Annotated in this window: 25 protein-coding genes; 6 read left to right on the forward strand and 19 right to left on the reverse strand. The window is 40.1% G+C overall.

Going from position 1 to position 25947, the window contains the following annotated elements:
* Positions 1–159: 159 nt before the first annotated feature.
* Positions 160–729, reverse strand: a complete 570-nt coding sequence (locus tag EDD70_RS07340; RefSeq protein ID WP_092751485.1) for a manganese efflux pump MntP — start codon at positions 727–729, stop codon at positions 160–162.
* Between the two features lie 198 nt (positions 730–927).
* Between EDD70_RS07340 and EDD70_RS07345 the strand changes: the two genes are divergently transcribed.
* From EDD70_RS07345 to EDD70_RS07365, 5 genes are all read left to right on the forward strand, one after another.
* Entirely contained in the window at positions 928–1788 is an 861-nt protein-coding gene (locus EDD70_RS07345; RefSeq protein ID WP_092751483.1) for an NAD(P)/FAD-dependent oxidoreductase, read from the forward strand.
* Positions 1789–1925: 137 nt separating this feature from the next.
* The gene (locus EDD70_RS07350) at positions 1926–2804 is read left to right on the forward strand and encodes a DUF5685 family protein (protein ID WP_092751481.1); all 879 of its coding nucleotides are present in this window, start codon (positions 1926–1928) and stop codon (positions 2802–2804) included.
* Entirely contained in the window at positions 2788–3408 is a 621-nt protein-coding gene (locus EDD70_RS07355) for a J domain-containing protein (RefSeq protein ID WP_092751479.1), read from the forward strand. Before EDD70_RS07350 ends, EDD70_RS07355 begins: the two co-directional genes overlap by 17 nt.
* A 33-nt stretch (positions 3409–3441) precedes the next feature.
* Complete coding sequence (locus EDD70_RS07360) at positions 3442–3984, forward strand: hypothetical protein (RefSeq protein WP_092751477.1); 543 nt, start codon at positions 3442–3444, stop codon at positions 3982–3984.
* Positions 3985–4034: 50 nt separating this feature from the next.
* Positions 4035–4355: a hypothetical protein gene (locus tag EDD70_RS07365; RefSeq protein ID WP_092751475.1), complete on the forward strand. Its 321-nt coding sequence runs from the start codon at positions 4035–4037 to the stop codon at positions 4353–4355.
* Between the two features lie 57 nt (positions 4356–4412).
* Here the strand turns inward: EDD70_RS07365 and EDD70_RS07370 are convergent, their stop codons facing one another.
* The 17 genes from EDD70_RS07370 to EDD70_RS07450 all read right to left on the reverse strand — a co-directional run bounded on the left by EDD70_RS07370 (position 4413) and on the right by EDD70_RS07450 (position 23260).
* Positions 4413–5579, reverse strand: coding sequence for a DHHW family protein (locus EDD70_RS07370; RefSeq protein ID WP_162840775.1), 1167 nt, complete (start codon positions 5577–5579; stop codon positions 4413–4415).
* 16 nt (positions 5580–5595) lie between these two features.
* Positions 5596–6972, reverse strand: coding sequence for an MBOAT family O-acyltransferase (locus EDD70_RS07375; protein ID WP_092751471.1), 1377 nt, complete (start codon positions 6970–6972; stop codon positions 5596–5598).
* Positions 6973–7117: 145 nt separating this feature from the next.
* The gene (locus EDD70_RS07380; RefSeq protein WP_162840774.1) at positions 7118–7630 is read right to left on the reverse strand and encodes a DUF4358 domain-containing protein; all 513 of its coding nucleotides are present in this window, start codon (positions 7628–7630) and stop codon (positions 7118–7120) included.
* A gap of 123 nt (positions 7631–7753) precedes the next feature.
* A complete protein-coding gene (locus EDD70_RS07385) occupies positions 7754–8503 on the reverse strand; it encodes an amino acid ABC transporter ATP-binding protein (protein WP_092751467.1) in 750 nt (249 codons plus the stop codon).
* A gap of 3 nt (positions 8504–8506) precedes the next feature.
* Positions 8507–9160, reverse strand: coding sequence for an amino acid ABC transporter permease (locus EDD70_RS07390; protein ID WP_242943067.1), 654 nt, complete (start codon positions 9158–9160; stop codon positions 8507–8509).
* Positions 9161–9272: 112 nt separating this feature from the next.
* The gene (locus EDD70_RS15145; RefSeq protein WP_242943066.1) at positions 9273–10127 is read right to left on the reverse strand and encodes a transporter substrate-binding domain-containing protein; all 855 of its coding nucleotides are present in this window, start codon (positions 10125–10127) and stop codon (positions 9273–9275) included.
* A gap of 229 nt (positions 10128–10356) precedes the next feature.
* Entirely contained in the window at positions 10357–12312 is a 1956-nt protein-coding gene (locus EDD70_RS07400) for a bifunctional 4-hydroxy-3-methylbut-2-enyl diphosphate reductase/30S ribosomal protein S1 (protein ID WP_092751465.1), read from the reverse strand.
* A gap of 3 nt (positions 12313–12315) precedes the next feature.
* Positions 12316–12909 carry a lysophospholipid acyltransferase family protein gene (locus EDD70_RS07405; protein WP_092751462.1) on the reverse strand — a complete coding sequence of 198 codons (594 nt, stop codon included), beginning with the start codon at positions 12907–12909 and terminating at the stop codon, positions 12316–12318.
* Between the two features lie 20 nt (positions 12910–12929).
* A complete protein-coding gene (gene cmk, locus EDD70_RS07410) occupies positions 12930–13601 on the reverse strand; it encodes a (d)CMP kinase (RefSeq protein WP_092751460.1) in 672 nt (223 codons plus the stop codon).
* A 28-nt stretch (positions 13602–13629) separates the two neighbouring features.
* Entirely contained in the window at positions 13630–14871 is a 1242-nt protein-coding gene (locus EDD70_RS07415; RefSeq protein WP_092751457.1) for a BaiN/RdsA family NAD(P)/FAD-dependent oxidoreductase, read from the reverse strand.
* On the reverse strand, positions 14855–15745 hold the full coding sequence (locus EDD70_RS07420; protein ID WP_092754451.1) for a MurR/RpiR family transcriptional regulator: 891 nt from the start codon (positions 15743–15745) through the stop codon (positions 14855–14857). The genes EDD70_RS07415 and EDD70_RS07420 overlap by 17 nt, the downstream gene beginning before the upstream one ends.
* A 151-nt stretch (positions 15746–15896) precedes the next feature.
* Positions 15897–17684, reverse strand: a complete 1788-nt coding sequence (locus EDD70_RS07425) for an N-acetylmuramoyl-L-alanine amidase (protein ID WP_092751455.1) — start codon at positions 17682–17684, stop codon at positions 15897–15899.
* 263 nt (positions 17685–17947) lie between these two features.
* Positions 17948–19537 carry an NAD(P)/FAD-dependent oxidoreductase gene (locus EDD70_RS07430; protein WP_092751452.1) on the reverse strand — a complete coding sequence of 530 codons (1590 nt, stop codon included), beginning with the start codon at positions 19535–19537 and terminating at the stop codon, positions 17948–17950.
* A gap of 61 nt (positions 19538–19598) precedes the next feature.
* Positions 19599–20870, reverse strand: coding sequence for a CdaR family protein (locus EDD70_RS07435; protein WP_092751449.1), 1272 nt, complete (start codon positions 20868–20870; stop codon positions 19599–19601).
* Positions 20867–21736 carry a diadenylate cyclase CdaA gene (gene cdaA / locus EDD70_RS07440; protein WP_092751447.1) on the reverse strand — a complete coding sequence of 290 codons (870 nt, stop codon included), beginning with the start codon at positions 21734–21736 and terminating at the stop codon, positions 20867–20869. The genes EDD70_RS07435 and cdaA overlap by 4 nt, the downstream gene beginning before the upstream one ends.
* A 136-nt stretch (positions 21737–21872) precedes the next feature.
* Positions 21873–23027 (reverse strand): aminotransferase class V-fold PLP-dependent enzyme, encoded by a 1155-nt coding sequence (locus tag EDD70_RS07445; RefSeq protein ID WP_092751445.1) that lies wholly within the window; start codon positions 23025–23027, stop codon positions 21873–21875.
* A complete protein-coding gene (locus EDD70_RS07450) occupies positions 23024–23260 on the reverse strand; it encodes a putative Se/S carrier protein (protein WP_092751443.1) in 237 nt (78 codons plus the stop codon). Before EDD70_RS07450 ends, EDD70_RS07445 begins: the two co-directional genes overlap by 4 nt.
* A gap of 450 nt (positions 23261–23710) precedes the next feature.
* On the opposite strand from EDD70_RS07450, the gene EDD70_RS07455 reads away from it, so the two are divergent.
* On the forward strand, positions 23711–24940 hold the full coding sequence (locus EDD70_RS07455; protein ID WP_092751441.1) for an MFS transporter: 1230 nt from the start codon (positions 23711–23713) through the stop codon (positions 24938–24940).
* 143 nt (positions 24941–25083) lie between these two features.
* On the opposite strand, the gene EDD70_RS07460 is transcribed toward EDD70_RS07455, so the two are convergent.
* On the reverse strand, positions 25084–25920 hold the full coding sequence (locus tag EDD70_RS07460; protein WP_205408576.1) for a DegV family protein: 837 nt from the start codon (positions 25918–25920) through the stop codon (positions 25084–25086).
* Positions 25921–25947: the final 27 nt, after the last annotated feature.

Raw genomic sequence — 25947 nt, forward strand, 5'->3', positions numbered from 1 at the left:
CCCTAACTAATTTAATTGATATGTTTTCGTGCTTTATCAGTTAAAACCGTTAAAATGTGTACTTTTTATGATAGCTCTAAATAACACTTTAGTCAAGAGTGCTATTGGTGTAAAGATATAAAAAAACAGCCTTGCCCATTACTATGGACAAGGCTGTTTTTATGCCATCATATGTTCAACAAATATTTTAATGCCAATCAAAATTAAAATAACTCCACCAGCAATTTCTGCTTTGGATTTGAGAAATATGCCTGATTTCTTCCCGATAATCACACCAATAATACCAAATATAAAAGTGATACAAGCAATAAATGAAGATGCAACCCAAATGTTTACATTCATTACCGCAAAACTGACTCCCACAGCAAGAGCATCAATACTTGTGGCAATCGCTTGTAAAATGAGCATCTTCAGGGTTAATATCCCTTGCACCGAACAAGATTCCGGTTCTTTCATGCCTTTCAAAGCTTCAATAACCATCTTGCCGCCAATTGCACCGAGAAAAATCAGTGCAATCCAATGGTCTAAACTGGATATTGCGTTACTGAAGGTTTGACCAGCCAAATAGCCTAAAATAGGCATAACACCTTGTGCTAATCCAAAAGCCAAACCAACTTGAAGTGTTTGTTTTTTAGATATATTTTTTGTGCAAAGGCCATTGGTAATAGACACGGCAAAAGCATCCATTGAAAGCCCTACCGCAAGCAAAAACAGAGTAGTTATCCCCAAATATAATCACCTTTTTTAATAAGATTGATAAGTGCAGAGCAAAACTCTTATAAGTATAGCCAAAAGTCCATAAATTGTCAATTGCAATATCAACTTATAGCTTATTATGTTCAACGTTATAGAAATAATAAGAAGTATGCTTGCTTTTTTCATTACAATGTATGTATAATTAGTATAGTTTAGAAAGGAAGTGACCAAATGTACGATATTATTATTATAGGTAAAGGTCCGGCGGGAATCTCCGCTGCTTTGTACACAGTACGCGCAAACTTGAAAACGTTGGTGTTGGGATCGGGAATTGGAGGACTTGAAAACGCCGAAAAAATAGATAACTATTATGGTTTTCCCGAAGGTATCAGCGGAAAAGAGTTACAGCAGCGCGGTGTGGAGCAAGTACAAACTTTAGGCTGTGATGTATTGGATGAGGAAGTTCTTTCTGTTATAAAAGATAATTTCTTTACAGTTAGAACCAACAAAGGCGAATACGAAGGCAAGCAAATTTTGTTGACTACAGGAAAATCTCGCGTTAAAACTAAGATAAAAGGGATTGATGAATTCCTTGGCAAAGGTGTAAGCATGTGTGCTGTTTGTGATGGTTTTTTTTACCGCGGAAAACGCCTTGTTGTACTTGGCAACGCAAACTATGCTATTTCTGAAACCGACGAGTTGACACGTTTTTCGCAGGATATCACGATTTGCACAAATGGGCGTGAACCGGAATGGGAAAATGCAGCTCCTCAAAGTGTAAAGATTGATACCCGTACCATTGCAGAGGTAACGGGAAATGCAAAAGTAGAACGTTTGGTATTTGGCGATGGTGACACACTGGAGCTTGATGGCATCTTTATAGCAGAGGGTACTGCATCGGCATTTGATTTTGCAGTAAAAATGGGAATTCTTACTGAAGGCACCAATATTGTAGTGGACGAAAACTTTAAAACCAACGTGGACGGTGTGTTTGCGGCAGGTGACTGCATTGGTGGGTTTTTACAGGTTTCGAAAGCGGTTGCAGACGGAGCACTTGCTGCACGAATGATGATTAAAAATGCTCGTAAATAGGATTGAAGTACAGATTATCATTAAAAATCCATAAGAAGTTCAATATTAGGAGATAGTGTTTACAGTTTTTTAATTGCAATAGAGTAGCATTTAATGTAGAATTAGGGATAGTTTAATGATAAAGAGGTACACCTGCCTTGTTTGGTTACATCAAGCCTTTTAAGCCTCAATTGCGCATTTGTGAATATGACACTTATAAAGCCGTTTATTGCGGACTATGCAAGCAGTTGGGCAGTTCGTACGGCTTAGCTGCACGTTTTACATTGAGTTATGACTTCGCATTTTTGTCTATTCTTTCGATGGCTTTAGAAGAAAAAACTCCGCATTTTTGTAAGGAACGATGCTTTGCAAATCCGCTTAAAAAAAAGTATTGCTGCCATTTAAATGAATCTTCGCTTTTTAGCGCCTGTACTGCTATGATTATGCTTTATTATAAAGTGGAAGACAATTATCGTGATTCGAAGTTTTGGGGCAAACTACTTATGTTGTTTGCCAAACCGTTTGTTTCATCTGCTCGAAAAAAAGCGATGCTGCAATATCCTGAGCTTGATACAATCGTAGCAGAGATGATGCGGCAGCAATTTGCTCTTGAACAAGCCTCTTGCACATCGATTGATGAAGCAGCAGAGCCCACAGCAACAAGTTTGGCTCAAATTTGTGAAATGCTTGGTAAAGATGACATTCAAAAACGTATTTTAAACCGTTTTGGCTATCTTTTAGGGCGATGGATTTATTTGATTGATGCAGTTGATGACCTTGAAAATGATATGAAAACAGGAAGTTATAATGCGTTTATACTCGAAAATCATTTGACCCCGCAAAGTGATCTCTCGAAAATTCGCACCATAACTGTGGCTACATTAAACCAGACAGCTGCTGAGATTGCAAAAACGTACGAGCTTTTGAAATTGAAACGATATAAATCCATTCTCGATAATGTAATTTACTTAGGATTAAAAAACTCGCTCAATTTGATTGAGGAAAAAAGGAGCAACATTCATGACAGATCCTTATAAGGTACTGGGCGTCAGTCCAAATGCATCTGATGATGAAATAAAGACAGCATATCGTGAGATGGCTCGAAAATATCATCCCGATAATTATGCCAATAATCCCCTATCTGATCTTGCATCCGAGAAAATGAAGGAGATTAATGAAGCATATGATGCTATCACTGCGCAACGTAAAGGTGCAAACCAGTATCAAGGCGGCTATAACAGTGGGACGTATGCTTCAAGCGGCTCGCAATTCGCCGATATTCGCAGAATGATTCAAAACGGACGTATAGAAGATGCCGCAGAGGTGCTGGATGGTGTACCCAACAGTAACCGTGACGCTGAATGGTATTTTTTAAAAGGAAGTGTACTGTACACTCGCGGCTGGCTTGATCAAGCTTACCGCCATATGTCGCAAGCTGTTAATATGGCACCAAGCAACCCAGAATATCGTGCAGCACTTAACCAAATGATGTGGCAGCGCAATAACGGAACCAACCAAAGCGGTTCTTACCGTACCGCGCCAACTGCGGCAGGCTGCAGCGGATGTGACATGTGCACCTCATTGATTTGTGCCGATTGCTGTTGTGAATGCATGGGCGGAGACTTAATTAGGTGCTGCTAACAACCCACCGAACAACAAAGGAGCATCACGACAATGTTGAAAAAATCTAGCCAAGTAGCACTTGGCGGAATGATAGCAGCACTATGTGTTTTATTAATGCTTATGACCGGTATTTTGCCATTTTTAAGCTACGCTGTACCGGCAATGGCGGGTTTTTTAATGGTTGTTATGGTAATTGAATGCGGCACAAAGTGGGCGGTTTTGGTGTACATCGCTGTTTCTATTTTATCTCTATTGATTGCACCTGACAAAACCGCGGCATTTATTTTTGTTTTTTTTCTTGGATTCTACCCTATTTTGAAAGGTACTTTGGAAAAGCTGAAATCTCGAGTGCTGGAATGGGTAATTAAAATGGCGCTCTTTAATATTTGTATTGTGGCTGCCTATCTGCTTATGATTTACGTATTGAAAATGCCTGAAGTAATGACTGAGATGGGCGATTTTGGAAAATACACCGGTGTTATCACCCTAGCATTGGGCAATTTTGTATTTGTGGTTTTCGATATCGCTTTAACTCGTATTATTTCTGCTTATATTTTATGGTTTCGTCCAAAATTTTTACGTCGTTTCGGCTAACTTTAAGCCCTCTTTACCGGAGGGCTGAATTTTTGTAAGGATGTGATGAAATGATAGAAAAAATGATGCAGAATATTGAGTTTTTGATAATAACAATGGCATTATTGGCAATTATTCTTTTGATACTTTGGTTGGTGGGTCGTAAAAAAAATAAAGAATTTAAGGAAAACAAAGATGAGATCCTTGCGAAGCACCAACTTAGTGCTCGTGATATTGTTCTGCTTGCCGACGGTAAGCGTGTTACTATTACAGACGTAATCGACGATGGTGCTGAATTTACCGCCGAAACACTGGTGGCATTTGGGAGAAGACCCGATAAAGTAATTTTTAAAAAAGATGATGTTGTAAAAATTGAATATTATGGTTCATAAAAAACGAAAGCTCCGAATTACCTCGGAGCTTTCGTTTTTTATACAGTTTTTGCTCTATTAATATTTTAATCTTGCAAAGTTTGTATCGGATGTAAAATTCATAAAATTATAAATGAGCAAGATGTCATCAAATGTATTCGTTTGCATAAATTCACTCATCTTAAACGGAATAGCGCGAAGGTCAACCACAACCACTTCATCATAATTGTAAGTAAGAAACGGAACAAAAGAGTTGCCGTAAGAATCTTTAATAACCAAAATACGGCTGGTTTTGCCATCAACATGGTTTAAGTTACTCTTACTTTTAACAACCGTAACGCCGTTATTACCGTATAAAAAAGCTGCATATTTATCTCGTTTAGCAAACTGGGCAGTATTGTACAACCCATTTATAGGTACTTCTTTTTTATCTGCATCTAAAACAGTATTTTTTCCGTCAATCGTGATGCTGTCAATCGGTATATCAAAGTAAGTGATCGTATCAGATAATGCATTAAACAGTTTTGTTTTAGAATAATAAGTGCCGTAAAAACCAGGTACCTCTATTGCTTTTAAACTGTTGTAATCTATGGGAGACAACCCTTTTGATTTTACAAAATCGGAATAAGAAAGATAAGCTCCATAGGTCGTCCAGTGATGATCTGTCATATAATAAATATAATTGTTTTTATGGGCAAATAAAGATTCTTTGAAAGACAAAGTGGAGACATTTGGCGCTTGTATCTGATTGTATATCGAATCTATCTGTTCAAATTGATTAATTAAGTTTAAGCCATAGGGCAATTTATCCTCTAAAATCATATAAGAATTAGGTATGATAGCAAAAGTAACGGGTGTTCCGCTATATAGAGAGAAAAATTCGTTTATAGAGGCAACATTTTTGTCGATGCGTTGCTGGTCAACTTGGTCAAACTTCTCAAACATATAGTGGTTTTTACCGTAAACAATCGAATTATTTTCTTGTTTGCCAATAAAATACTCTGCTTTCGATTTAAGATTAATCCAATGATCGCGTAAAACAAATTGATCGTTAATATAAGTTTCGTAGGTAGTGGTATATTTGCCGTTCATCAGCGTTTTTACACTAAAATCGGGACGAAGCTGCAAATAGCGATTTTCGGTTTCTGAAAATTCGCGGCGGCTGATAAACATATCCATAATAAAAAACACAAGAATAAACAGAGTAAAAAGCAGTACCAACGGATATTGTAATATTTTTTTCATACGTCTCCCCCTTTCTCTAAAATCTAAAGTACAGAAACGGATTGTAGGTTGCATCTACAAGGTATGCTACCGAAGTAATCAAAATCAATGCAAGCAGTGCAATATTAGCCCACTCCAATTCTTCCACTTTATTATAGAATTTTTCCACCAGTGGCATTGACAATAGAATGGCTGCAAAAATTGTGACAAAATAACTGCGCAGATAATAAATCCAATCAATACCGCCATCAAATGAAAACAACTTTTGCAGAAAAATACTAAGTTGAGAAAGATCGGTTATAGCAAATAGTGCCCAGCTTAACAGCAAGAGAAAGATTACATAAATATGCGGCCAGACTTTACCGCGCTCAAGATATTTGAGCAACCAAGCCTTTTCTAAAATAAGCAGCACGGCAAACAGTATACCCCATAATAAAAAGTTCCAGTTCGCACCATGCCAAAAACCGGTTGCTGCCCAAACAATAAACAAGTTTAAGTACATTCTGATTTTACCTTTGCGATTACCTCCAAGAGGTATATAAAGGTATTCTCGAAACCAGGAGCCAAGTGTCATATGCCAACGACGCCAAAATTCTGTCATACTGCGTGAGATATATGGAAAATTAAAGTTTTGGGGGAAATCAAAGCCAAGCATTTTTCCCAAGCCTATCGCCATTAAAGAATAACCGCTGAAATCAAAATAAATCTGCAATGAAAAAGCAAGAATACCAAGCCATGCAAGCGGTGTAGAAATATTTGCAAAGCCCAGCCGCTGCACCTCATCCCATAGCGAACCAATGTTGTTTGCAATAAGCACTTTTTTACCGAGGCCAAAAATAAACCATTTGATTCCTTCTTGAATCTGATCAAGGTTGACTTTCCGTGTTTTCAGCTCACGATTAATATCGGTATATTTTACAATAGGGCCTGCAATTAGTTGAGGAAATAAGCAAACAAACGCACCAAAATCTATAATATTATTTTCCGCCTTAACATCACCACGGTAAACATCAATGGTGTAGCTAAGTGTTTGAAAAGTATAAAAACTAATGCCAAGCGGTAAGGTTAGCTTTAAAAGCTGTATTGAAAGACCCGTAGCTGCATTAAAATTTTCGATAAAAAAATTGGTGTATTTAAAAAACATCAGCATACCGATATTAAATACAATAGAGAACATTAAGAATAACTTACATACCCATTTTTTATCACGATTATGTTCAATGCCTTTTGATGCAAAATAATCGCATAAAATGGAGGCAATCATGATTGGGAAATATTTAGGTTCACCCCAAGAATAAAACGCAAGGCTGAGTAATAAAATAACTAAATTCTTTAATTTTTGAGGCGTTATATAATAAAGCAAAAACGCAATAGGCATAAACCGAAATAAAAACAAAATACTGCTAAAAACCATACCTTATTCCCCTGTCATAATATCTTGGTTACATAAAAAGACTATTCGCTTGCAACTGCACGGCGAATAGTCTCGTCCGAAGTGTTTTATATACCCTTATTACTTTAGCAAATGTTTAATAAAAAAGCAAGTCTGCTAACGTGAATTATTCGTTAAAAAAGCTGTTGATTATTTCTTCCGTGCGCGCTACATCTTTTTCCGGTCCCTTTTCTGGATTACCAAGCATAATAAGAAATACATAATCACCTTTTACAATCACTTTACCCGCTTTAGCAACCTGCAGGGGGCCAGGCAAATACTGCTCAAAAGTTTTTTGCACCTGTGCACGTCGGTTTTCAAGGGCTTGTTTTACCTCTTCTGCTTTGCCCTCTTTTGCTTTGATTGCAATAAAGTTATCTGCAGAAGTCATTGACATAGCAAAATCGCCTGCATATTCTTCAACTATGGAAGGGTCAATATTGAGCAAATCTTTCAAAGTATTTGCATCGAGTTTCGATGGCATCTGAACATAAAAATCGCCGAATTCCTCTGCAACTTTATCAACAATATTTTGCAAGGTTGTGTCTTTTTTTATAACGTTCTCATTTTTTTTGCTGCAGCCTGATGATACAACCAAAAGCATCGCCAATGCCGTAAACAACGCTAAGATTCTTTTCATATGAATTTCTCCTATCTTATATATGTTGTACATTTTTATAGTTCGTAATGATATTATTTCCAGTATAGGAAGAAATCATACAAAAAAAAGCAGGGAGTTTATACTTCCTGCTTAAATAAGACATTATTGAATAAAATTACTCAGAAAATCTTTTGTGCGCTGATTTTGAGGGTTCGTAAAAATTTCTTCAGGCGTACCTTCCTCTAAGATTAGTCCATCATCCATAAATAACACTCGCGTCGCTACATCTCGTGCAAAAGACATTTCATGTGTTACTACAATCATTGTCATTTTTTCTTTTGCCAATTGCTTGATAACACTTAGTACTTCACCTGTAAGCTCAGGGTCAAGCGCAGATGTAGGTTCATCGAACAGCATAATTTCGGGGTTGAGCATCATCGCACGTGCTATAGCTACGCGCTGCTGCTGCCCACCGGAAAGTTTTGAAGGCAACACATTTGCTTTTTCGAGCATGCCTACTTTTCTAAGCATAGAATCGCAAATTGCATTGATTTGGGATATACCTGTCTGCTTATTATTTAGGCTATATGGCATTTCGAGATTTTTACGAACAGTAAGATGCGGAAATAGATTAAAGCTTTGAAAAACCATTCCCATTTTCGATGTGATTTCTTTTACTTTTTCTCTGGGAGAATATTTTCCATCTTCTATAAGATGTTCACCATCAACCGAAACGCTCCCGCCACCGATGTGCTCCAAATCAATCAAGCAACGCAGCATTGTACTTTTGCCCGAACCCGACGAGCCAATTACTGCAATAACATCTCCCTTTTCCACATCAAAGCTGATGTCCTTTAGCACTTTAAGTTTACCATATGATTTTTTGAGATTTCGGACAGAAATAAAAGACATCGGCTAGTCCTCCTTTTCAAAATTATACTTTGCCTCTATCTTTTTAAAGGCATAAGTGAGAATCGAGTTGAGGCACAGAAATATTGCACCTGCAATGGCATAATATACAACATCATTTTCGCGGCTGACTGCTGTTTTTGCGTAGTGAATAATTTCGGTTACACCGATGGTAAACACCAAGGCGGTGTCTTTAATTAGGGTAACTGCCTCATTGCCAATGGAAGGCAATGCCACACGTATCATTTGAGGGCAAACAACATACAGTAAAGTTTGGGCTTTCGATAAGCCCAGCACCTTTGCAGCCTCGTACTGCCCCTTATTTACTGCCAATAAACCGCCACGAAATATCTCGGCAAAATAAGCGGCATAGTTGATGACAAAGGTAACGCAGGATGCGGTAAATCTGCTCATAGCCAACGCACTGCCAATACCGGGTATAAACGGCAAACCAAAATAGACAAACATCAACTGAAGCAACAGAGGTGTGCCACGAATAATATAAATGATTGCGTTCATCACCCAACGCACCGGAGGTACTTTAGAGCGCGCTAATAGTGTGAATAAAAAACCAAGAGGCAATGATGCTGCTATGGTGATACCAAACAGCATCAGCGTTGTTTGAGCGCCCTTAAGCAGGGTTAAAATTACCGTCATCATATATAACCGTTTCTCCTTGACTATGTATTCAAAAAAAACTATATAAAACAGACTAACCGGATTCATCATCCGGTTTTTGTCTGCATATTGTAAATAAAAATGCTAGGCTAAATTAAGGTTTTACGACAATCACCTGGTTGTTTGCAAGATATGGCTTGGTAATAAGCATAGACTCTTGTCTTTCAGGTGTGATGGTAAGAGCATTCCAGATACAATCGATATTACCTGTTTCCAGCTCAAGCTCTTTGGATGCCCAATCTATAGGCTGCAAGACAACTTCATAACCCATAACGCTGCCCACTTTTTTAGCAAGGTCAATATCAAAACCGACTATCTCGTTATTTTCATCTCGAAAACCCATAGGCGGAAAACTATCATCCAACCCTACAATAAGCTTTTTACCGGTTGTATCGGGCACAATAGCCTGCGCAGGGGCATTAAAGTTATTTTTAAAGATATCTTTGCCAAACCACTCTGTTGAAATCTTAGCCGCAGTACCGTCTGCTTGCATTGTTCCCAAAGCTGCAACCATTTTATCGTATAGCTCAGTATTCCCTTTTTTAAAAGCAATGCCGTATTCTTCTGCCGCAATCGAATCATCAAGCACTTTAAAGCTGGAAGAATCTTTTGTAGCATAATAGTTTGCAACGACTTCATCAAGAATCACTGCATCTACCCTACCCGCTTTTAAATCGTTGAGTGCCGCGATATTATCAGGGAATTTGATAACTTCTTTTACTTTTGATGATATTTCATCGCCAGCAAGTGCTTCTTCAGCCGAAGAATCTGCCTGCAATGCAACAATTTTTCCTTCAAGGTCGGATTTAGATGAAATACCTGTTGAAGGCTGCTGCGATGATGATTCCACACTTTTATCGGACGATTGGGCAACCGGTTTAGAACCGCAGCCCGCAAATACACTTGCTGCCATTATTATTGCCATAAGACAAACAGAAAACTTTTTCATTATGTTAATCCCCTTATTGTAAACTAAACACATTATTTATGTTAGATACATTCTATCACTTTAGTGTGCTAATATGCTAATGTGATATCAGGTTAATGTTTGAGATTAACAACTGTTTTCTTCATTTTTTGCATTTTTTCTCGCTCTGGCATAGAATTTCGAAAAAATTATAAGAAAAAAGGGTATGTACAAACATACATACCCTTAAAACTATACAAATTTAAAACAATTATTCAGCAGTTTCATCCTCTGCTTGAACAGGGGCTTCCAACAAAGCCTTCATAGACAGGCTAACACGTTTTTTATCCGTATCAATTTCAGTAATTTTAACATCAACTTCGTTACCCACTGAAAGGACATCAGCAACTTTGTCGACTCTCTCATACGAAATCTGAGAAATATGAATTAAGCCGTCAACACCCGGAATAATCTGAGCGAATGCACCAAAGGTAGTAATGGATACAATCTTCGCTTTTACAACGGTGCCAACCGGATAATCTCTCTTGATAATTTCCCAAGGATTATCCTCAGTTTTTTTATAACCAAGGCTTATTTTTTTATTCACGCTATCGATGTCTTTAACATAAACTTCAAGAATCTCGCCAACTTTAACAACGTCAGAGGGATGTTTGATTCTGTTCCAGCTCAGTTCAGAGATGTGAACCATACCGTCTACGCCGCCAAGGTCAACAAATGCGCCATAAGATGTAAGCGATTTAACTTCACCTTTGTAAATTTTGCCAACTTCAACAGAAGCCCAAAACTTTTCAGCTGCTTCTTCTCTTGCTTTTAAAGCTACATCTTTGATAGAACCGATAGCGCGTTTTCTGCCGCGCTCTTTTTTCAAATCAATTACTTTAAATTGTACATTTTTCTTTAACAAAGATTCAAGCTCATCGTTACGCGACAAAGTAGCTTTAGAAGCGGGAACAAATATTTTTGAACCCAAGCAAGATACAATTACGCCGCCTTTAACAACCTCAACAACTACACCGTCTAAAACTTCGCCTGTTTCGTATGCATTTTCGATTTTCTCCAGGCCGGCAATCTGATCCAAACGCTTTTTGGACAGCATGACAGTACCTTCAACATCATTTACACGGACTACTAACAGTTCAAGCTTATCGCCCTTTTTCACAAGGTCTTCCAACTTAGCATTGGGGTCATCTGTGAACTCAGATAATGGAACATATCCGGCATGTTTTGTACCAATATCTACCTGCAGCTCGTTTGGTGCAATACCAACTACGACGCCTGTCTCCTTCTTCCCGTTATATGTACTTTTGAAGGATTGATCCAGCAATTCCTCAAAACTAATTTCTTCCTCTTGGTTCTTAAGAATCTCACTCATTGTTTTTTGTACCTCCTTAATTATGCAAGCCGGAGTGGAAGCCCCAGCTGTAACACCAATATTGGTGACCTGCGCAAAATCGTAATCATACAACTCCTCCGCGCGTTCCACAAGAATACATCTTGTGATATCACTGCAAATTTGAAAAAGCTTTGCAGTGTTGGAGCTTGTACGCCCGCCGACAACAACCATCAAGTCATTTTTTCGTGCTAACTCAATCGCTTCTTGTTGCCGTTTCGCAGTAGCAATACATATTGTATCAAAAATTCTTAGATTTGTACACACTTTTTTTGCAATTTCTACGCATTTTTGCCATTCTAACGTGTTAAATGTTGTTTGTGCTACCATTGAGCATTGCTTTTCTGTGTAATTTGACGATTGATTTAAAACATTTTGAAGCTCTTCGGCAGTTTTAAAAACACAAACCGCACCGTTACAATGCCCTTTGATGCCAAGAACTTCCGGATGGGCTGAATCGCCTGCTATTAAAATCACTCTGCCCTGTTCACTTTGTTCTTTAACGATATGATGAATATTTTGTACAAATGGACAAGTTGCATCCACATACGAAAGCTGCTGCGTTTCTATCTCATCAAATACAGCCTGTGCCACACCATGTGAGCGAATTACAACAGTTGCATCTTTCGGTAAATCAGTTACCTTATTTACACAGGTAACTCCTTTTTGACGTAGCTGCTCAACAATTTGTGGGTTGTGAATGATAGGCCCCAGTGTACATACATTTTTGTGCTTGTCGGCATATTCAAAAGCAAGGTTCACTGCACGGTCTACACCAAAACAAAAGCCAGCTGTTTTTGCTACTGTAATTTTCACGAACTAATCCTCCAGTAAGGAAGCAATTTCTGACATGATACGTGTTGTCGCTGCTTTAATATCAGATGGTTTGTTATCCTCAATATGCAAATCACTATTGGGGATAATTTTACCGTAACGAATTACAATTTTGGAACGAAATCGCACAGGCTCGGTAAACTTTAAGCCCACAGGCAATACATCTCCGCCCGATTTAGAGGCGATAACAGATATACCAGATTTCCCTTTAAGCAATTTCCCATCCCTTGAACGAGTTCCCTCGGGAAACATAGCGAGTATTTTGCCTGTTTTTACAATATTGATAGCGTAGTTAACCGCACCTGTATCGCCCTTACCCCGTTCTACCGGAAAAGCCTCTAATTTTTTTACCAAGAAGCCAAGCACGGGAATGCGAAACAACTCTGCTTTTGCCATGAAATAAAGCTGCCTTTTCATTTTCCATGCAAGGTAAAGCGGGTCCATATCGGTACGGTGATTGGAGCACACAATAAAGCCACCGCGATCGGGTATATTTTCTAATCCTTCAAATTCTATTTTATGCCACAATGACATGCAAACTGCGAGCAACGCTCTGCCAAATCGAAACAATAAGCTCATAAAGTGAATCTCCCATATTACTACAGTTTAGAAAGCGCGTCTTCTACAACGCTAATCAATTGATCGATTGATTGTTGTTTCGTGTTACCGGTCGTATCCACCAAAATAGCGTCATCGGCTTGTTTCAGGGGTGCTATGGCACGATGTGAATCGTTGTAGTCTCGTTGAACAACATCTTTCAAAACCTCATTATAATCTGCATCTAAACCTTTGCGCTGCAATTCATGCTGGCGTCTGCCTGCACGATCTTCTGCAGCAGCAGTAAGAAAAATCTTTACCTGTGCATCGGGCAGCACCACTGTACCAATATCCCGTCCATCCATTACAACATGATTTGATTTTGCAAGATTTTGTTGAAGGGAAAATAAAAAATCTCGAACAGCGGGCAGTGCCGACACATTGGACGCCGCCATTGACATCTCAGGTGTCCTAATATAATCGGATACATCCTCACCATTTAAAAAAACTCTTTGTTCTCCATTTACAAACCTTAATGCAACATCTATTTTAGGTAAAAGACGCAAAATATCACTTTCAGATGTTGTATCTGCACCGTTTTTTATTGCAAAATAACCCACTGCACGATAAAGCGCACCTGTATCTACGTAGATATAACCAAGGCGCTTTGCCAAAGCGCGTGCAATTGTACTTTTTCCTGCACCTGCAGGTCCGTCTATAGCAACAGCAATCATTAAGTAGCCTCCAAATCAAACGAATAATTCAAAGTCCCACATGCATACCTGCAAGTGCGCCTGTTGAAAAAGCAATTTGCAGATTAAACCCACCTGTGTAAGCATCTACATCCATCACTTCACCTGCAAAGTATAATCCCTTTACGAGTTTGGATTCCATTGTTTTTGGATTGATTTCTTTTACATGAACCCCGCCGGAAGTGATAATTGCTTCGTCAATAGGACGGAACGCCCGCGGTGTGATACGCAGATGCTTTATTAGTTCTGCAAATGCTCTGCGTTGTTCTTTGGTAATTTGATTTACCTTTTCACAACCATCTATTTGAGAAAGCTCAACCATAATGGGGATAATTTTACGCGGCAATAACTCCGAAAGGCTGTTGAGAAAGTCTTTATTCAAATTTTTTGCAAAGTCACGCAATAAACGTGCATCAAGCTGCTCAACAGACAATGCGGGTTTCAAATCGATTTCAATAACATAATTGTGCAAATTTTCTTGTTTCATGTGGCTGGATGCGCTTAAAATAAGCGGACCGGAAACACCGAAATGAGTAAACAACATTTCCCCCATTTCATGGTAAAGCACTTTGTTTTTTTGCATATCGGTAAGCGTTACCGTAACATTTTTAAGAGAAAGCCCCATCAAATCTTTACACCAAAGCTCATTCGTTACAATAGGAATAAGCGACGGCGTAGGAGTAACAATGTTGTGCCCCGCTTGCTTTGCAAGCAAGTATCCATCCCCTGTAGACCCGGTTGTAGGGTAGCTTAAACCTCCGGTTGCAACAATCACATTATCTGCCTGCAGGCTGGTGCCGTCCTCCAATTTAACGCCTGAAACAGCGCCGTCTTTTATTATCAGAGCCTTGCATCGCCCTTCCACCAACTTTGCACCACTGGTTCGGATGAACTTTGCAAGAGCATCTACAATATCAACAGATTTATCGGATACCGGAAAAACGCGGTTGCCGCGTTCTGTTTTAAGCGGTACACCTAAATTTTGAAAAAAGGACATGGTGTCTTGCGTAGAAAAAGTATTGATGGCACTGTATAAAAATTTACCGTTTACTTTTACCGCGTTGATAAAAGCCGGATTATCGCAGTTATTTGTGACATTACAACGCCCCTTGCCTGTAATCATAATTTTGCGCCCAATGCGTGGGTTGCGTTCGATAATAACCGTATTGAGACCACGCTGTGCAGCTGTACCGGCAGCCATGGCACCGGCTGCGCCCGCACCTACGACAACCACATCATATTTTTGTGACATCTATATCATGAGTCCCCTCTATTTTTTCGTAAACATTATACTCATCCCAAATTTGTTCAAGCCGAGAAAATGTTGCTGAAATTTCATTCTTTTTGCGCAAACCTACCGCAACTATCAACGCATTGATAAGGCTCAGCGGAGCAACCAACGAATCCACAAAAGATGCCATATCACTTCGTGCCAATAGTACGGTATCAGATATTTCTGCTATAGGAGACTGTGGACTGTCGGTAATTGCAATTACTTTGGCACCATTATCCATTGCAAACTTTGCACCATTAAAAGTGCGCTGCGAGTAACGCGGAAATGTAATGCCAATAAATACATCTTCTTTACCAATACGCAAAATCTGTTCAAACATCTCACTGGAGCTGTTGGTATTGATAATCCGTACGTCATCGAAAATATGATTGAAGTAGAAGTACAAAAAGCGAGACAATGCAGATGAACTGCGGATGCCTAAAATGTAAATGGTTCTGGCAGCACAAAGTGCATCCACTGCGTTATTAAAGTTATCCGATGAGGATTCTTCCAGTGTTCTACGGATGTTTTCAATATCAGAGCCCAAAACCTTGGCAAGTACATCGCCGCCACCGATTTGGTCGTTAGTAACTTCCATACGCTGTACCGCTGTAAGCCGATTGCGAATGAGTTCTTGCAGGGCACGTTGCAGCTGAGGATAGCCTTCGTACCCCACCTCGGAAGCAAAGCGAACAACAGTAGATTCGCTGACTCCAACTGTGTTGCCTAGTTTCGATGCCGTCATAAAAGCTGCTTTATCATAATGGTTAATTATGTAGTCGGCAATCATTTTTTGCCCCTTTGAAAAGCCGGCCATCATACCACTTATTAGATTAATTAAATCTTTATTCAAATGGATCACCTCGCATTCTATTTTATCTTGTATTCTTGCAAAAATCAAGCAAAACGCTAAAATAAGCCTAATATCTTGCAAGATTGCAAAATGTTCTTGCAAAAAGCAGGCTTACCGCAACGGCAGCCTGCTTTTATATGTAAATATTCTATTAAGACAAATAATCGATTAAACCATCACCGATGGCATTTGCCATATTAAACATTCCGCGTTTGCTTGCAAGGTCATCAAATTCGGTGGGGTTTGTAACAAATCCCATCTCAACTAAAACGGACGGTGCACAACTGTTTAGCGTTACACGAAAGTTTGTAAACTTCACACCACGGGATGCTCTTCCCGTTTCGGTAACCATATGCGAAAGCAATGTATTGCTAAAAGATTTTGCAATGTTCTCATAGTAATAGATTTCAATTCCGTTGGGTTTCAATCCATTTTGATTGGTACCAATACTGTTGCAATGCAATGAAATAAAGAAATCTGCTTTGTTGGTATAGGCGGGCATCATACGTTCAACATAATCTGCTTTTGTTTTTTTGGTAACACCGCTGCCTTCGAGCAAAACCTCTGCGCCCAAAGATTCCAAACGTTTTTTAACAGCAATAGCGGTATTTGCGGTGATATCGCTCTCGCTGATACCCAAACCATTCATAACACCCAGAGCACCAGGGTCAGACCCTCCATGCCCTGCATCAAGTGCAACCAAAATACCAGCTAAAGGTTTGCTGCTATCACCTGATAATGTAGGTTTATATTTACAATAAAGCGTTGTTACATTATCTTTGTATTCTACGACATAACCCCATAAATCATAATCTGTGTTGCGGCTAAAAGTTATAACCGTATCGCCGCCAGATTCTGATACAGATGCATCGGTAAATAATTTGCTGTTTTCGGTAGAAACACTGTCAACGCCTGTAGTGTGATGCATTGTAATGCTAATTTCGTCTTCGCTGCGAGATGTTGTTACAACAGGCTGCGCAGTACCGGTAAAAATAAAACGTTCGCCGTGCGCTGTGTTTTTATAAGAAACATTAGATACAACGTTATCGCTTGTCCCCCCAGTGATGGGTTTGGTTGTATTCTTATAAATCCAGCCGCCCATACCAAGTTTGTACATGCTTGAGTTAGAATCAACCACATAATCGGTCGCGCCTATTTTAGCAGTAGTGATAAACTTGCTGTTACTTTTACCCTCTGTAAAAATACTGGACGACGTGTCGGCTACTTGTACCAAAAGCGTGTCTCCGCCGGCATACAGCTTGCCTCCAGAAGTAAATGTTTTATTCATACCGTTATAGGACATTGTATATTTTACATTGCCAAGGTTGGTTGTTTTATCTACAGAAGGCACCGAATATTCTGCCTTAAATGTAGCGGGAATACCTGTTTGCGCAGCAGCAACCTGACGCATTTGATAACTGGAGCCGTTTATAGTTGCGGTTATGTTTGCACCTGCAGGGCCAACACATTGCAGAGTTACTGTAGTACCCGCAAGTTCACCAACATCATAAGAAGGGAACATCGACGAAACTTTATTGGTGGTTGGTATATCTACACTATATCCTTTGCCTTGTGTAATCGTTACAGCTTTGGCTGCACCGTTTTCTTGTGTAAACTCAAAAACGTTCTCGCCTGCATCCAACGATACATAAACACCGAAGGTTCCGCTTTTACCGCGATTTTCAACGGTCTCACCGTTCATATAAAGTTCATATTCAGGGCTGGAGTTACCTGTAATATAATAAGCAGTTGCGCTTGTTTTTACATTTTTACTTGGTCTTGTAATATTCAGTTTTTGTGGTACCCAAATAGAAACATGATTTGTAATATAATCAAAATCGTTGTATTCGGATGCTGCTAGTGCTTGCACCGATAAACCGCCTACAGCTAAACAGGCGGCTGTCAAAACAGCAGCAGTTTTTTTAATAATCTTGTTCATTCAAATTCTCCTTTGCATTGTTTTGTTAAATTCTTTGTATATATTTATTATGCTATCACAAATATCGACAAAAATATACCCTTTATTTGTAAACATGAGAATAACAAACACAAATATTAAAGGGGTTGCTGCCTGCATTCTACAGACAACAACCCCTTTTGTTAATTTTTAATATTATCTAATTTTTTATGAGCACTTTAAACAGCCTATCCTTTTATACTGAGCTATTAAAATCCCTGTCTTCATTGATATTCATCTCTGTTTTACCCAAGCGGCGCATACTTTTGCATAATACTTTCGGCAATTCTTAAACCGTCTACCGCAGCACTCATGATACCGCCCGCATACCCCGCACCCTCACCGCAGGGGTATAAGCCCTCTGCTGATATTGATTCGCCGTGTTCATTGCGTAGTATACGTACAGGAGACGAAGTGCGGGTTTCTACGCCGGTGAGAACAGCATCATGTGCAGCAAAGCCCTTTATTTTACTGTCAAACACCAAAAGCCCCAAACGCATCATATCGGTAATCTGCTGCGGAAACAAATCCAGCATATTAGCAGCTTTGGTACCTATGGAATAAGACGGATGCACCTTGCCTAGGTTAAGCCCTGTGCGTCCTTTTAAAAAGTCCCCTACTGTTTGGGCTGGTGCTTTGTAGTTGCTTCCGCCTGCCACAAATGCAGCGTGTTCCAGTTTGCGTTGAAAATTAATGGCATCCAATGGGTTTTCACCAAAATCGCGGCTATCAACGGATACCACTAAAGCAGAATTGGCATTCACTTGGTCTCGTGCATACTCACTCATGCCGTTTACCACGACACTATTTTGCTCCGAAGCGGAAGGCACTACAGTCCCCCCAGGGCACATACAAAATGTATAGACAGCACGGTCACCACGCCTATGCGACAACTGATATTCACCCTTACCAAGTGCAGGGTGGCCCGCGAACTCGCCAAATAAGCCTTGGTCAATGTCTGATTGCAGGTGTTCAATACGAACGCCTACCGAAAAAGGTTTTACAGCCATAGCAAGTTGTTTTTTTAACAGCAACTCAAACGTATCACGCGCACTATGCCCAACAGCCAGTACCAACACCTGCGCGCGCAGGGTCTCATCGCCCGAAGCAATGCTTCTTAATCTGCCTTCGGATATATTAAAATTATCAAGTTTTGAGCAAAAACGAATGTCTCCGCCCAGCGATATAATTTCTTGTCGTATTGCTTTTACAATACCCCGCAGCAAGTCGGTGCCAACGTGAGGCTTTGCTTTATATAAAATTTCATGCGGAGCACCGAAACGCACAAATTGCCGTAATACATAGTCGCAATGCGAGTCGTTGATTCGGGTAGTGAGCTTACCGTCTGAGAAAGTACCCGCACCGCCTTCTCCAAACTGTACATTGGTTGAGGTATCCAGCTTTGCAGCGTTCCAAAAGCCTTCAACCGCTTTTACACGGGCATCCACATCACTTCCTCTTTCAAGAATTATCGGCTGATACCCATTTTGTGCCAGTAATAACCCGGCAAACATTCCGGCAGGGCCAAAGCCGACAATTACAGGGCGAGAGTTGAGCTTTTGTGTACCCAATTTCAGAGGGGTTTGCAGCGAACTGCGCAATGTAACGGTAGGCTTATTGGCAGCTTTTACAGCGTCCTCTTCGTTACATGTGAGCTCCAGCCCAACAGAATAAACCATACTGATATTGGTACGGCGGCGAGCATCTACCGATGCTTTGATAATATAGCTGTTTTTTACACAGTTTTGTTTTACGCCAAGTTCGGCAATCGCTTTTTCTGTTGCTGCCTCCGCGCCCTGCGATATACCAGTGCGAATTCCTGTAATAACAATCATAATAATCTCCATAACCAAAGAATGGCTTGCCAACAGCGCTGACAAGCCATTCCTATGTCTTTTATTTTTCTTTAATATTTACAACAACGGTGTAACTGCCCGTTGACCATGCCAGCCCCTTACCCGGTACAATTACACTTACCGGCATCTCAATCTGTCCAGAAGTAATTTTACGGTCTGACAAATCAATCTCAACCACAATATCTTTTGCTGTAAGTTTATCTACTATTTTTTTAGATCCTACAATTTTAACATTGTTAAGTTGCTTTGTCAGCAATGTCACATTGTATCCGGCGGGCGCGTTGATTACTTTTAGATTGTTTACATAAAAGTTTTTTTCTGCCATACCCGCAGTATTAAATTCTACTGCTACGCTTTCGATGTGCTGCACATTAGTAAAGTCGGATGGAATCACAACATCAAAGTTGTACGTATTGTTTTCAGGCGTCAGCGTTTTCAAATCCACATAGCCTACATTTACACCTGTCAGGTTATCAACCTGATCGGTGGGCCCTGCTACCCAAATTTTTTCATTGGAGATGGTATACTTTAAATCTTCGATTGGGAAATTGGGGGGCACATTGGTAAACCCAATGCTAAGCGGTATTTGTTTGTTTTTAAAGATAGTGATTTTTACATCGGCGCTGTCGTATTCCAACTTGAGTTCATCCGACTCAATGGGTTTTCCGTCTTTATCCTGTAATTCAATCGGCAATTTTAGCACGGTTGTTTTATTAAGCGGATTATTCTCTAAATCTTTTTTAACAACACATTTTGCAATTTTATCAAGCTCTACCTCAGGCCCGGTAATAGTGATTTCACCTGGAGTTACGAGAGGTTTTTCGTCCGGTGACATATAGCCCTCGGGCATTGTAAAGTTTTCAATTTGCGCCGTTACAGGGAATTTGCGGTTAAGCAGTTTATCAAATTTTGCTTTGACTACTCCGGGTGAAACCTCATCAATTTGAAAATTTTTGCCCGATTTGTTTACCGCCTCTAACTTTAAATCGTAAGAGCCTGCACCTGATACGGTGCTGAGTGAAGCATTAACGGCAATATCCCTTTCATCAAGGTTTGCAACAATATATGTTTCGCCCGATACCTTTACATCGGCTACCGCTATGTTTGCACTGAGCAGATTCAGCCCCTGCTTTTCAATGGAGGCATTTTTTACGTCAATGTTAATCGGTATATCCGATACTGTCCATCTCTTAACAGGGTTAATAGAGATTCCAACAACAACATAAGCAATAAAAGCCAAAAACAGAGAAACAAGCTTAAGAAGACCATTATTGAAAAAAAAGTCATTTACCTTTCCTTTTATTTTTTTCATCTATTCATCACCTTCCAAAAACCTGGTTTTTTTTCACCCTTTTCATCCTTGTCCTCTTTTAATATAGATTCCTCAAGGGTTTTGCGAAGCCGATCTATGGAAAGATTGATTTCGAGAGTACCATTTCGCGCTATTGATATAAAACCTGTTTCTTCAGAAACCACGATGATAATTGCATCGGAGTTTTCGCTCATACCCAGTGCAGCACGATGACGGGTACCAAGCTGTTTGCTGATTTCGTAATTGGTAGAAAGCGGCAAAAAGCACCCTGCCGCATAAAGCCTGCCCGCACGAATAATCATAGCACCATCATGCAGCGGAGAATTGGGAAAGAAAACATTTCCAATAAGCTCCATACTCGGGTCAGAATCAATGATGGTACCTGTTTTAATGATATCGCCCAGCTTTGTTTGCTGTTCAATTACCATTAATGCACCTGTTTGTGTTCTGGAAAGAGAAGATGCAGCCTCGCAAATAGAAGAAATCGCTGTTTGCCACTGTTGTTTTACTGCTTCTTCGCTGATTGCGTGTGATGAAAACAGCCCAATTGGCAGCTTGCTTCTTCCCACCTGCTCCAATGCGCGGCGAAGTTCAGGCTGAAAAATAACAACCAATACAATCAGAGCGTTGTCAAGCAAGTATTTCATGATAAACTGTACTGTTTTCATTTCGGCAACCATCGCAATTAAAAATGCCGCAATGTAAACAACCAGCCCTTTCACAAGCTGAGCAGCACGGGTCTCCTTCATCAAGTGTGCGAGTTTATATATAAGATATGCCACAAACAGCATGTCAATCACGTCGGTAAAACCAATCGCTTTAACGCTACTGGCAAATTGTACCCAAAATTTGTCCAATATCTCCATTCTTCAACTTCCTCTATTATATTTAAATACGATTCTATCAAATAACGCCCAAAGGCGGCGCAGAACGTGAAAAATTCAGCTTTTTGCAAAAAAAGCTTATTTATATATTTTATCACATCTGCGCAGTATTTCAATCCTAATCATTGCTATTTTGTAATAATTTTAGAATTGTTAAAAATTCTCTTACATCTTCTGTACCATTATACATGCCTAGGCTTATACGCACAGTTCCTGTTTGAAGTGTACCCATTTTTTGATGTGCCAGCGGTGCGCAATGAAAACCTCCGCGAGTGGCTACGCCATACTCGCTTAGCCGTTTTGCAGTTTCTTCTGAATGCTCGTTGCCCAAAGTGAACGACAGAACCGGTAAATGGTAACTCTCTGTAGGCCGGCGTGTATACAGCTTTATTTGCGGCATAGCCGACATAGCATCGTAGAGCATTTGCGTAAGCTGCAGTTCATGTGAGCGGATATTCGCAATCCCTTTTCGTTTAATATCGGCTATTCCTGCTTCTAGCGCAATGATACCTGCAGTATTGACAGTTCCGCTCTCCAGTTGGTCGGGAAGAAAATCGGGCTGTTCATATACCAGTGAGTTGCTTCCTGTTCCGCCCTCAGTAAGGGTGTCAAGGGTAATATTCTCATTGCCAATCAGTAATATACCGGTACCAGTTGGGCCATACAGCCCTTTGTGCCCCGGAGCAGCAATAAAATCAATTTCCATGGAGGACATATCAATATCCTCAACACCAGCGGTTTGCGCACAATCTGCCAATATGAAAGCTCCGTTTTGATGTGCCAGTTTTGCCAACCTTGCAATTGGCAGTTTGATACCAAACACATTGGAACCATGGGTACAAGCAATGAGTTTGGTATTGGGGAGGATACATTTGCGAAAATTTTCTACCGTGGCATTGTCATCGCCTTCAACCACTGTTGCAACACTGTACTGTATACCATGCTGCATCCAAAGTTTGTGGATTGGCCGCAATACAGAATTATGCTCAAGATCGGAAATAATGACATGATCGCCCCAATGCAGCAAACCTTTGAGCACCAGATTGATGGAATGCGTGCAATTTAAAGTGAAGATAACATCCTCGGTATTTTTCACCCCAAACAGTTCACGTACTGCCTCACGCGTTTTATACACTTGTTTTGCAGTTTCAAGCGACATTGTATGCCCGCTTCGACCGGGATTTGCACCGTAAAAGTTCAAATACTCGGTAAAAGCACGCAGCAGCTGCGGAGGTTTCGGGTAGGTAGTGGCAGCATTATCAAAATAAATCATGCCCCGCCACCCCCTATAGGAAGAATATCCACAACGCGAATGCCGTAGCTTTTTAAAATTTCAGCAGCACGGGCAGCCTCGTTCGTTTTTACCCGGATACTATAGCCGCAGCCATACTTACTTGCAGCACCAAGGTTGCGTTCAATATATGCGCTGATTCCATAGTTGTTCAAGAGCTGTTGCCCCCGCATTGCATAGGTGATGGACTTTACAACAATAATGCTTTTTCCCATCTCTTTAATCAACCTCCTTATTTATCGTAAAGACGTTGTATGCCCTGCGGATACATTACAACGCCGATTATAAACCTGTTGCTTTATTATTTTATGCTGTGCTGCTAAAATGGTGCGGTTACAAAAGGGGGCGTTTGTAATTCTGTTGAAGGGTTGACAAGAATAAAAGATTAAGTTAGAATAGTCTAAAGTTTGTAAATAGTAAGGAGATTTTTATGGCATCCATGTTTCTGTAATATGCAATTGATTTGAAAATACTGTTTTAGACGAAAATACCTGTGAAAATGGGTTTTGTTGTTGTACAGATTTCAAACCGAGTGCTTACAGGAGCTTTATGCCTGCAAGTTATCTCTGCTTTTGTCTGCGCATACAACATCCTGTTGTATGCGCTTTTTATTTTTCGATGATTTAAAAAATTTTAATTAAACAGAATTTATAGGAGACAAACAGATGAAATTTCATCTCATAAAATCAACAAACTGGAAGATCCCTTTTTTCTTAATTTGGTCGGGGCAGGCTATCTCACTTCTCACAAGTGCAATCATCCAATATGCCATCATTTGGTACCTTACCGATGTGACCAAGTCTGCAATGGTGCTTTCTGTTGCAACATTATTGGGCTTTTTGCCACAGGGGCTTCTTGGCCCCTTCATAGGTGCTTTTATTGACCGACACAACCGTAAACACATCATGATTGTATCGGACAGTTGTATTGCCATAGCCAGCCTTATTATTGTGATTGTGGGCTGGTTTGGAGAAATACCACTTTGGCTGGTGATGGGGGTTTTATTTATCCGTTCTGTCGGCTCGGCTTTTCATTCGCCATCGCTTTCGGCTGTTACGCCGCTTATCGTGCCTACGGACGAACTTACACGCTGCGCGGGCTATTCACAAACCCTGCAATCGGTTTCGCTGCTGCTTTCTCCGCCCATTGCGGCTGTACTGTACGCGGCTTGGAATATCTCCGACATCATAATTCTTGATGTGCTCGGTGCAGCAGTCGGTGTAATCACCCTTGCAGTGGTCTACATCCCCATACTTGCCACTGCCCAAGACTCTGCGAAAAGCACCAATATATGGCACGACACAAAAGAAGGCCTTGCTGTGCTGCGCAGCCACAAAGGGCTGATGCCGCTGACACTGGTAACCGGACTGTACTTTTTGGGTTTTATGCCAATCAACGCATTGTTTCCGTTGGTATCAATGGATTATTTTAGAGGTACACCGGTATCTGCAAGCATTGTAGAGGTTGCTTTTTCAGCAGGGATGCTGATTGGCTCAATTATATTGGGTTTTTGGGGCGGTTTTAAAAACAAAATACACACTATCATATTATCAATCATCATGATGGGTGCAAGCCTTGTTTTATCCGGTTTTTTGCCTGCAAGCGGTTTTATTCTGTTTGTGTTGCTTTCGGGGGTGATGGGGCTTGCCGCACCATTTTACTCGGGAATTGCCATTGCACTGTTTCAGCAAAGAGTAGAGCCGGAATATTTAGGCAGAGTAATGTCTATTTCTACCAGCATTATGGTATTAGCTACCCCTATTGGGCTAGCTTTCGCTGGTTTATTTTCTGAAACACTGGGAGTTATGAAGTGTTTTTTAATATGCGGCATTATTATTTTAATTTCTGGTGCACTTTGCTGGCTTTTACCAAGTATTCGTGACTGTGACAAATAATTTAAAATTGCATTCATAATCCATGTAAAAAAGACAAAGTATCTATGGCAGATACTTTGTCTTTTTTTGGTGTTATCTTTGCTTTTATACAATAAAATTTTGCAATTTAAACAGGAATTCTATTTTGCTGTACATCTCAATAATTAAAACGCCACAATAATTCCGCCTTCATTGGCATACATACTGCTCAATCCACCTGTGGGGGCAATAAAAATTTCTTTAAAAGAGTATGCTGCCGAAACAAGCTCTTTTAACTTATTGGCTTGTTTCAAGTTATTGCAGTGTGTAATTACCATAATTTTTTCACAAGTATTCGAACAATGCTCGCCGATGGTTGCAGCAAGTTTTTTTATGGCAGCATCCGCCCCTCGCGCTTGGGAAAAAAATGCAATGTTACCTTCACCATCTGCGCCTAATATCGGACGAATACCCAGAACAGACGCGACTTTTCCGACAATTTTATTCATTCGCCCATTTTTAGTTAAATTGTCAAGATTATCAAGAACAAAAAAAGTTTTCATGCCGTTGATAAAAGCTTCGATATTTTTAATTATTTCTTTGTTTTCAAGTTTTTGCTCAATAAATTCACTGATTTTCAATGCTATCAGTAGCTGACCTGCAGATGCACTTTTTGAATCAAAAACATGTACCTCATTCGTACTATCCCCATCCATAAGGCGTTTACCCAACTCTGCACTGTTGTATGAACCAGAAAGATTGGATGAAAGTGTAACCACAAAGATATTGTCCGCACCCTGATATGCTTCGGCATAGTCACCAGGTGACGGGCAAGCCGAACGTACCTGACCTTTATATGCTTTCATTTTAGCAAGAAAGTCTTGTAAATTCAGTTTGCAGTTATCTACAAAAGAATCGTCACCAAGTTTCATCGTTAAAGGTACTACTTCAACAGGCAGTTTTTCTCTGAGTTCGTGGGTTACGTCACAGCAACTATCTACAACCAGTTTATAGCGCATCATATTTCTCCTTTGTCAACGGCAATTTGC

Source organism: Hydrogenoanaerobacterium saccharovorans (genome assembly GCF_003814745.1).
Classification (GTDB): domain Bacteria; phylum Bacillota; class Clostridia; order Oscillospirales; family Ruminococcaceae; genus Hydrogenoanaerobacterium; species Hydrogenoanaerobacterium saccharovorans.

Excerpts from the sequence above, each read along its gene's own strand:
- EDD70_RS07345 (WP_092751483.1), top strand. The coding sequence starts at position 928 with ATGTACGATATTATTATTATAGGTAAAGGTCCGGCGGGAATCTCCGCT.
- EDD70_RS07355 (WP_092751479.1), top strand. The coding sequence starts at position 2,788 with ATGACAGATCCTTATAAGGTACTGGGCGTCAGTCCAAATGCATCTGAT.
- EDD70_RS07360 (WP_092751477.1), top strand. The coding sequence starts at position 3,442 with ATGTTGAAAAAATCTAGCCAAGTAGCACTTGGCGGAATGATAGCAGCA.
- EDD70_RS07365 (WP_092751475.1), top strand. The coding sequence starts at position 4,035 with ATGATAGAAAAAATGATGCAGAATATTGAGTTTTTGATAATAACAATG.
- EDD70_RS07370 (WP_162840775.1), bottom strand. The coding sequence starts at position 5,579 with ATGAAAAAAATATTACAATATCCGTTGGTACTGCTTTTTACTCTGTTT.
- EDD70_RS07375 (WP_092751471.1), bottom strand. The coding sequence starts at position 6,972 with ATGGTTTTTAGCAGTATTTTGTTTTTATTTCGGTTTATGCCTATTGCG.
- EDD70_RS07380 (WP_162840774.1), bottom strand. The coding sequence starts at position 7,630 with ATGAAAAGAATCTTAGCGTTGTTTACGGCATTGGCGATGCTTTTGGTT.
- EDD70_RS07385 (WP_092751467.1), bottom strand. The coding sequence starts at position 8,503 with ATGTCTTTTATTTCTGTCCGAAATCTCAAAAAATCATATGGTAAACTT.
- EDD70_RS07390 (WP_242943067.1), bottom strand. The coding sequence starts at position 9,160 with ATGATGACGGTAATTTTAACCCTGCTTAAGGGCGCTCAAACAACGCTG.
- EDD70_RS15145 (WP_242943066.1), bottom strand. The coding sequence starts at position 10,127 with ATGAAAAAGTTTTCTGTTTGTCTTATGGCAATAATAATGGCAGCAAGT.
- EDD70_RS07405 (WP_092751462.1), bottom strand. The coding sequence starts at position 12,909 with ATGAGCTTATTGTTTCGATTTGGCAGAGCGTTGCTCGCAGTTTGCATG.
- cmk (WP_092751460.1), bottom strand. The coding sequence starts at position 13,601 with ATGATTGCTGTTGCTATAGACGGACCTGCAGGTGCAGGAAAAAGTACA.
- EDD70_RS07415 (WP_092751457.1), bottom strand. The coding sequence starts at position 14,871 with ATGTCACAAAAATATGATGTGGTTGTCGTAGGTGCGGGCGCAGCCGGT.
- EDD70_RS07425 (WP_092751455.1), bottom strand. The coding sequence starts at position 17,684 with ATGAACAAGATTATTAAAAAAACTGCTGCTGTTTTGACAGCCGCCTGT.
- EDD70_RS07430 (WP_092751452.1), bottom strand. The coding sequence starts at position 19,537 with ATGATTGTTATTACAGGAATTCGCACTGGTATATCGCAGGGCGCGGAG.
- EDD70_RS07435 (WP_092751449.1), bottom strand. The coding sequence starts at position 20,870 with ATGAAAAAAATAAAAGGAAAGGTAAATGACTTTTTTTTCAATAATGGT.
- cdaA (WP_092751447.1), bottom strand. The coding sequence starts at position 21,736 with ATGGAGATATTGGACAAATTTTGGGTACAATTTGCCAGTAGCGTTAAA.
- EDD70_RS07445 (WP_092751445.1), bottom strand. The coding sequence starts at position 23,027 with ATGATTTATTTTGATAATGCTGCCACTACCTACCCGAAACCTCCGCAG.
- EDD70_RS07450 (WP_092751443.1), bottom strand. The coding sequence starts at position 23,260 with ATGGGAAAAAGCATTATTGTTGTAAAGTCCATCACCTATGCAATGCGG.
- EDD70_RS07455 (WP_092751441.1), top strand. The coding sequence starts at position 23,711 with ATGAAATTTCATCTCATAAAATCAACAAACTGGAAGATCCCTTTTTTC.
- EDD70_RS07460 (WP_205408576.1), bottom strand. The coding sequence starts at position 25,920 with ATGATGCGCTATAAACTGGTTGTAGATAGTTGCTGTGACGTAACCCAC.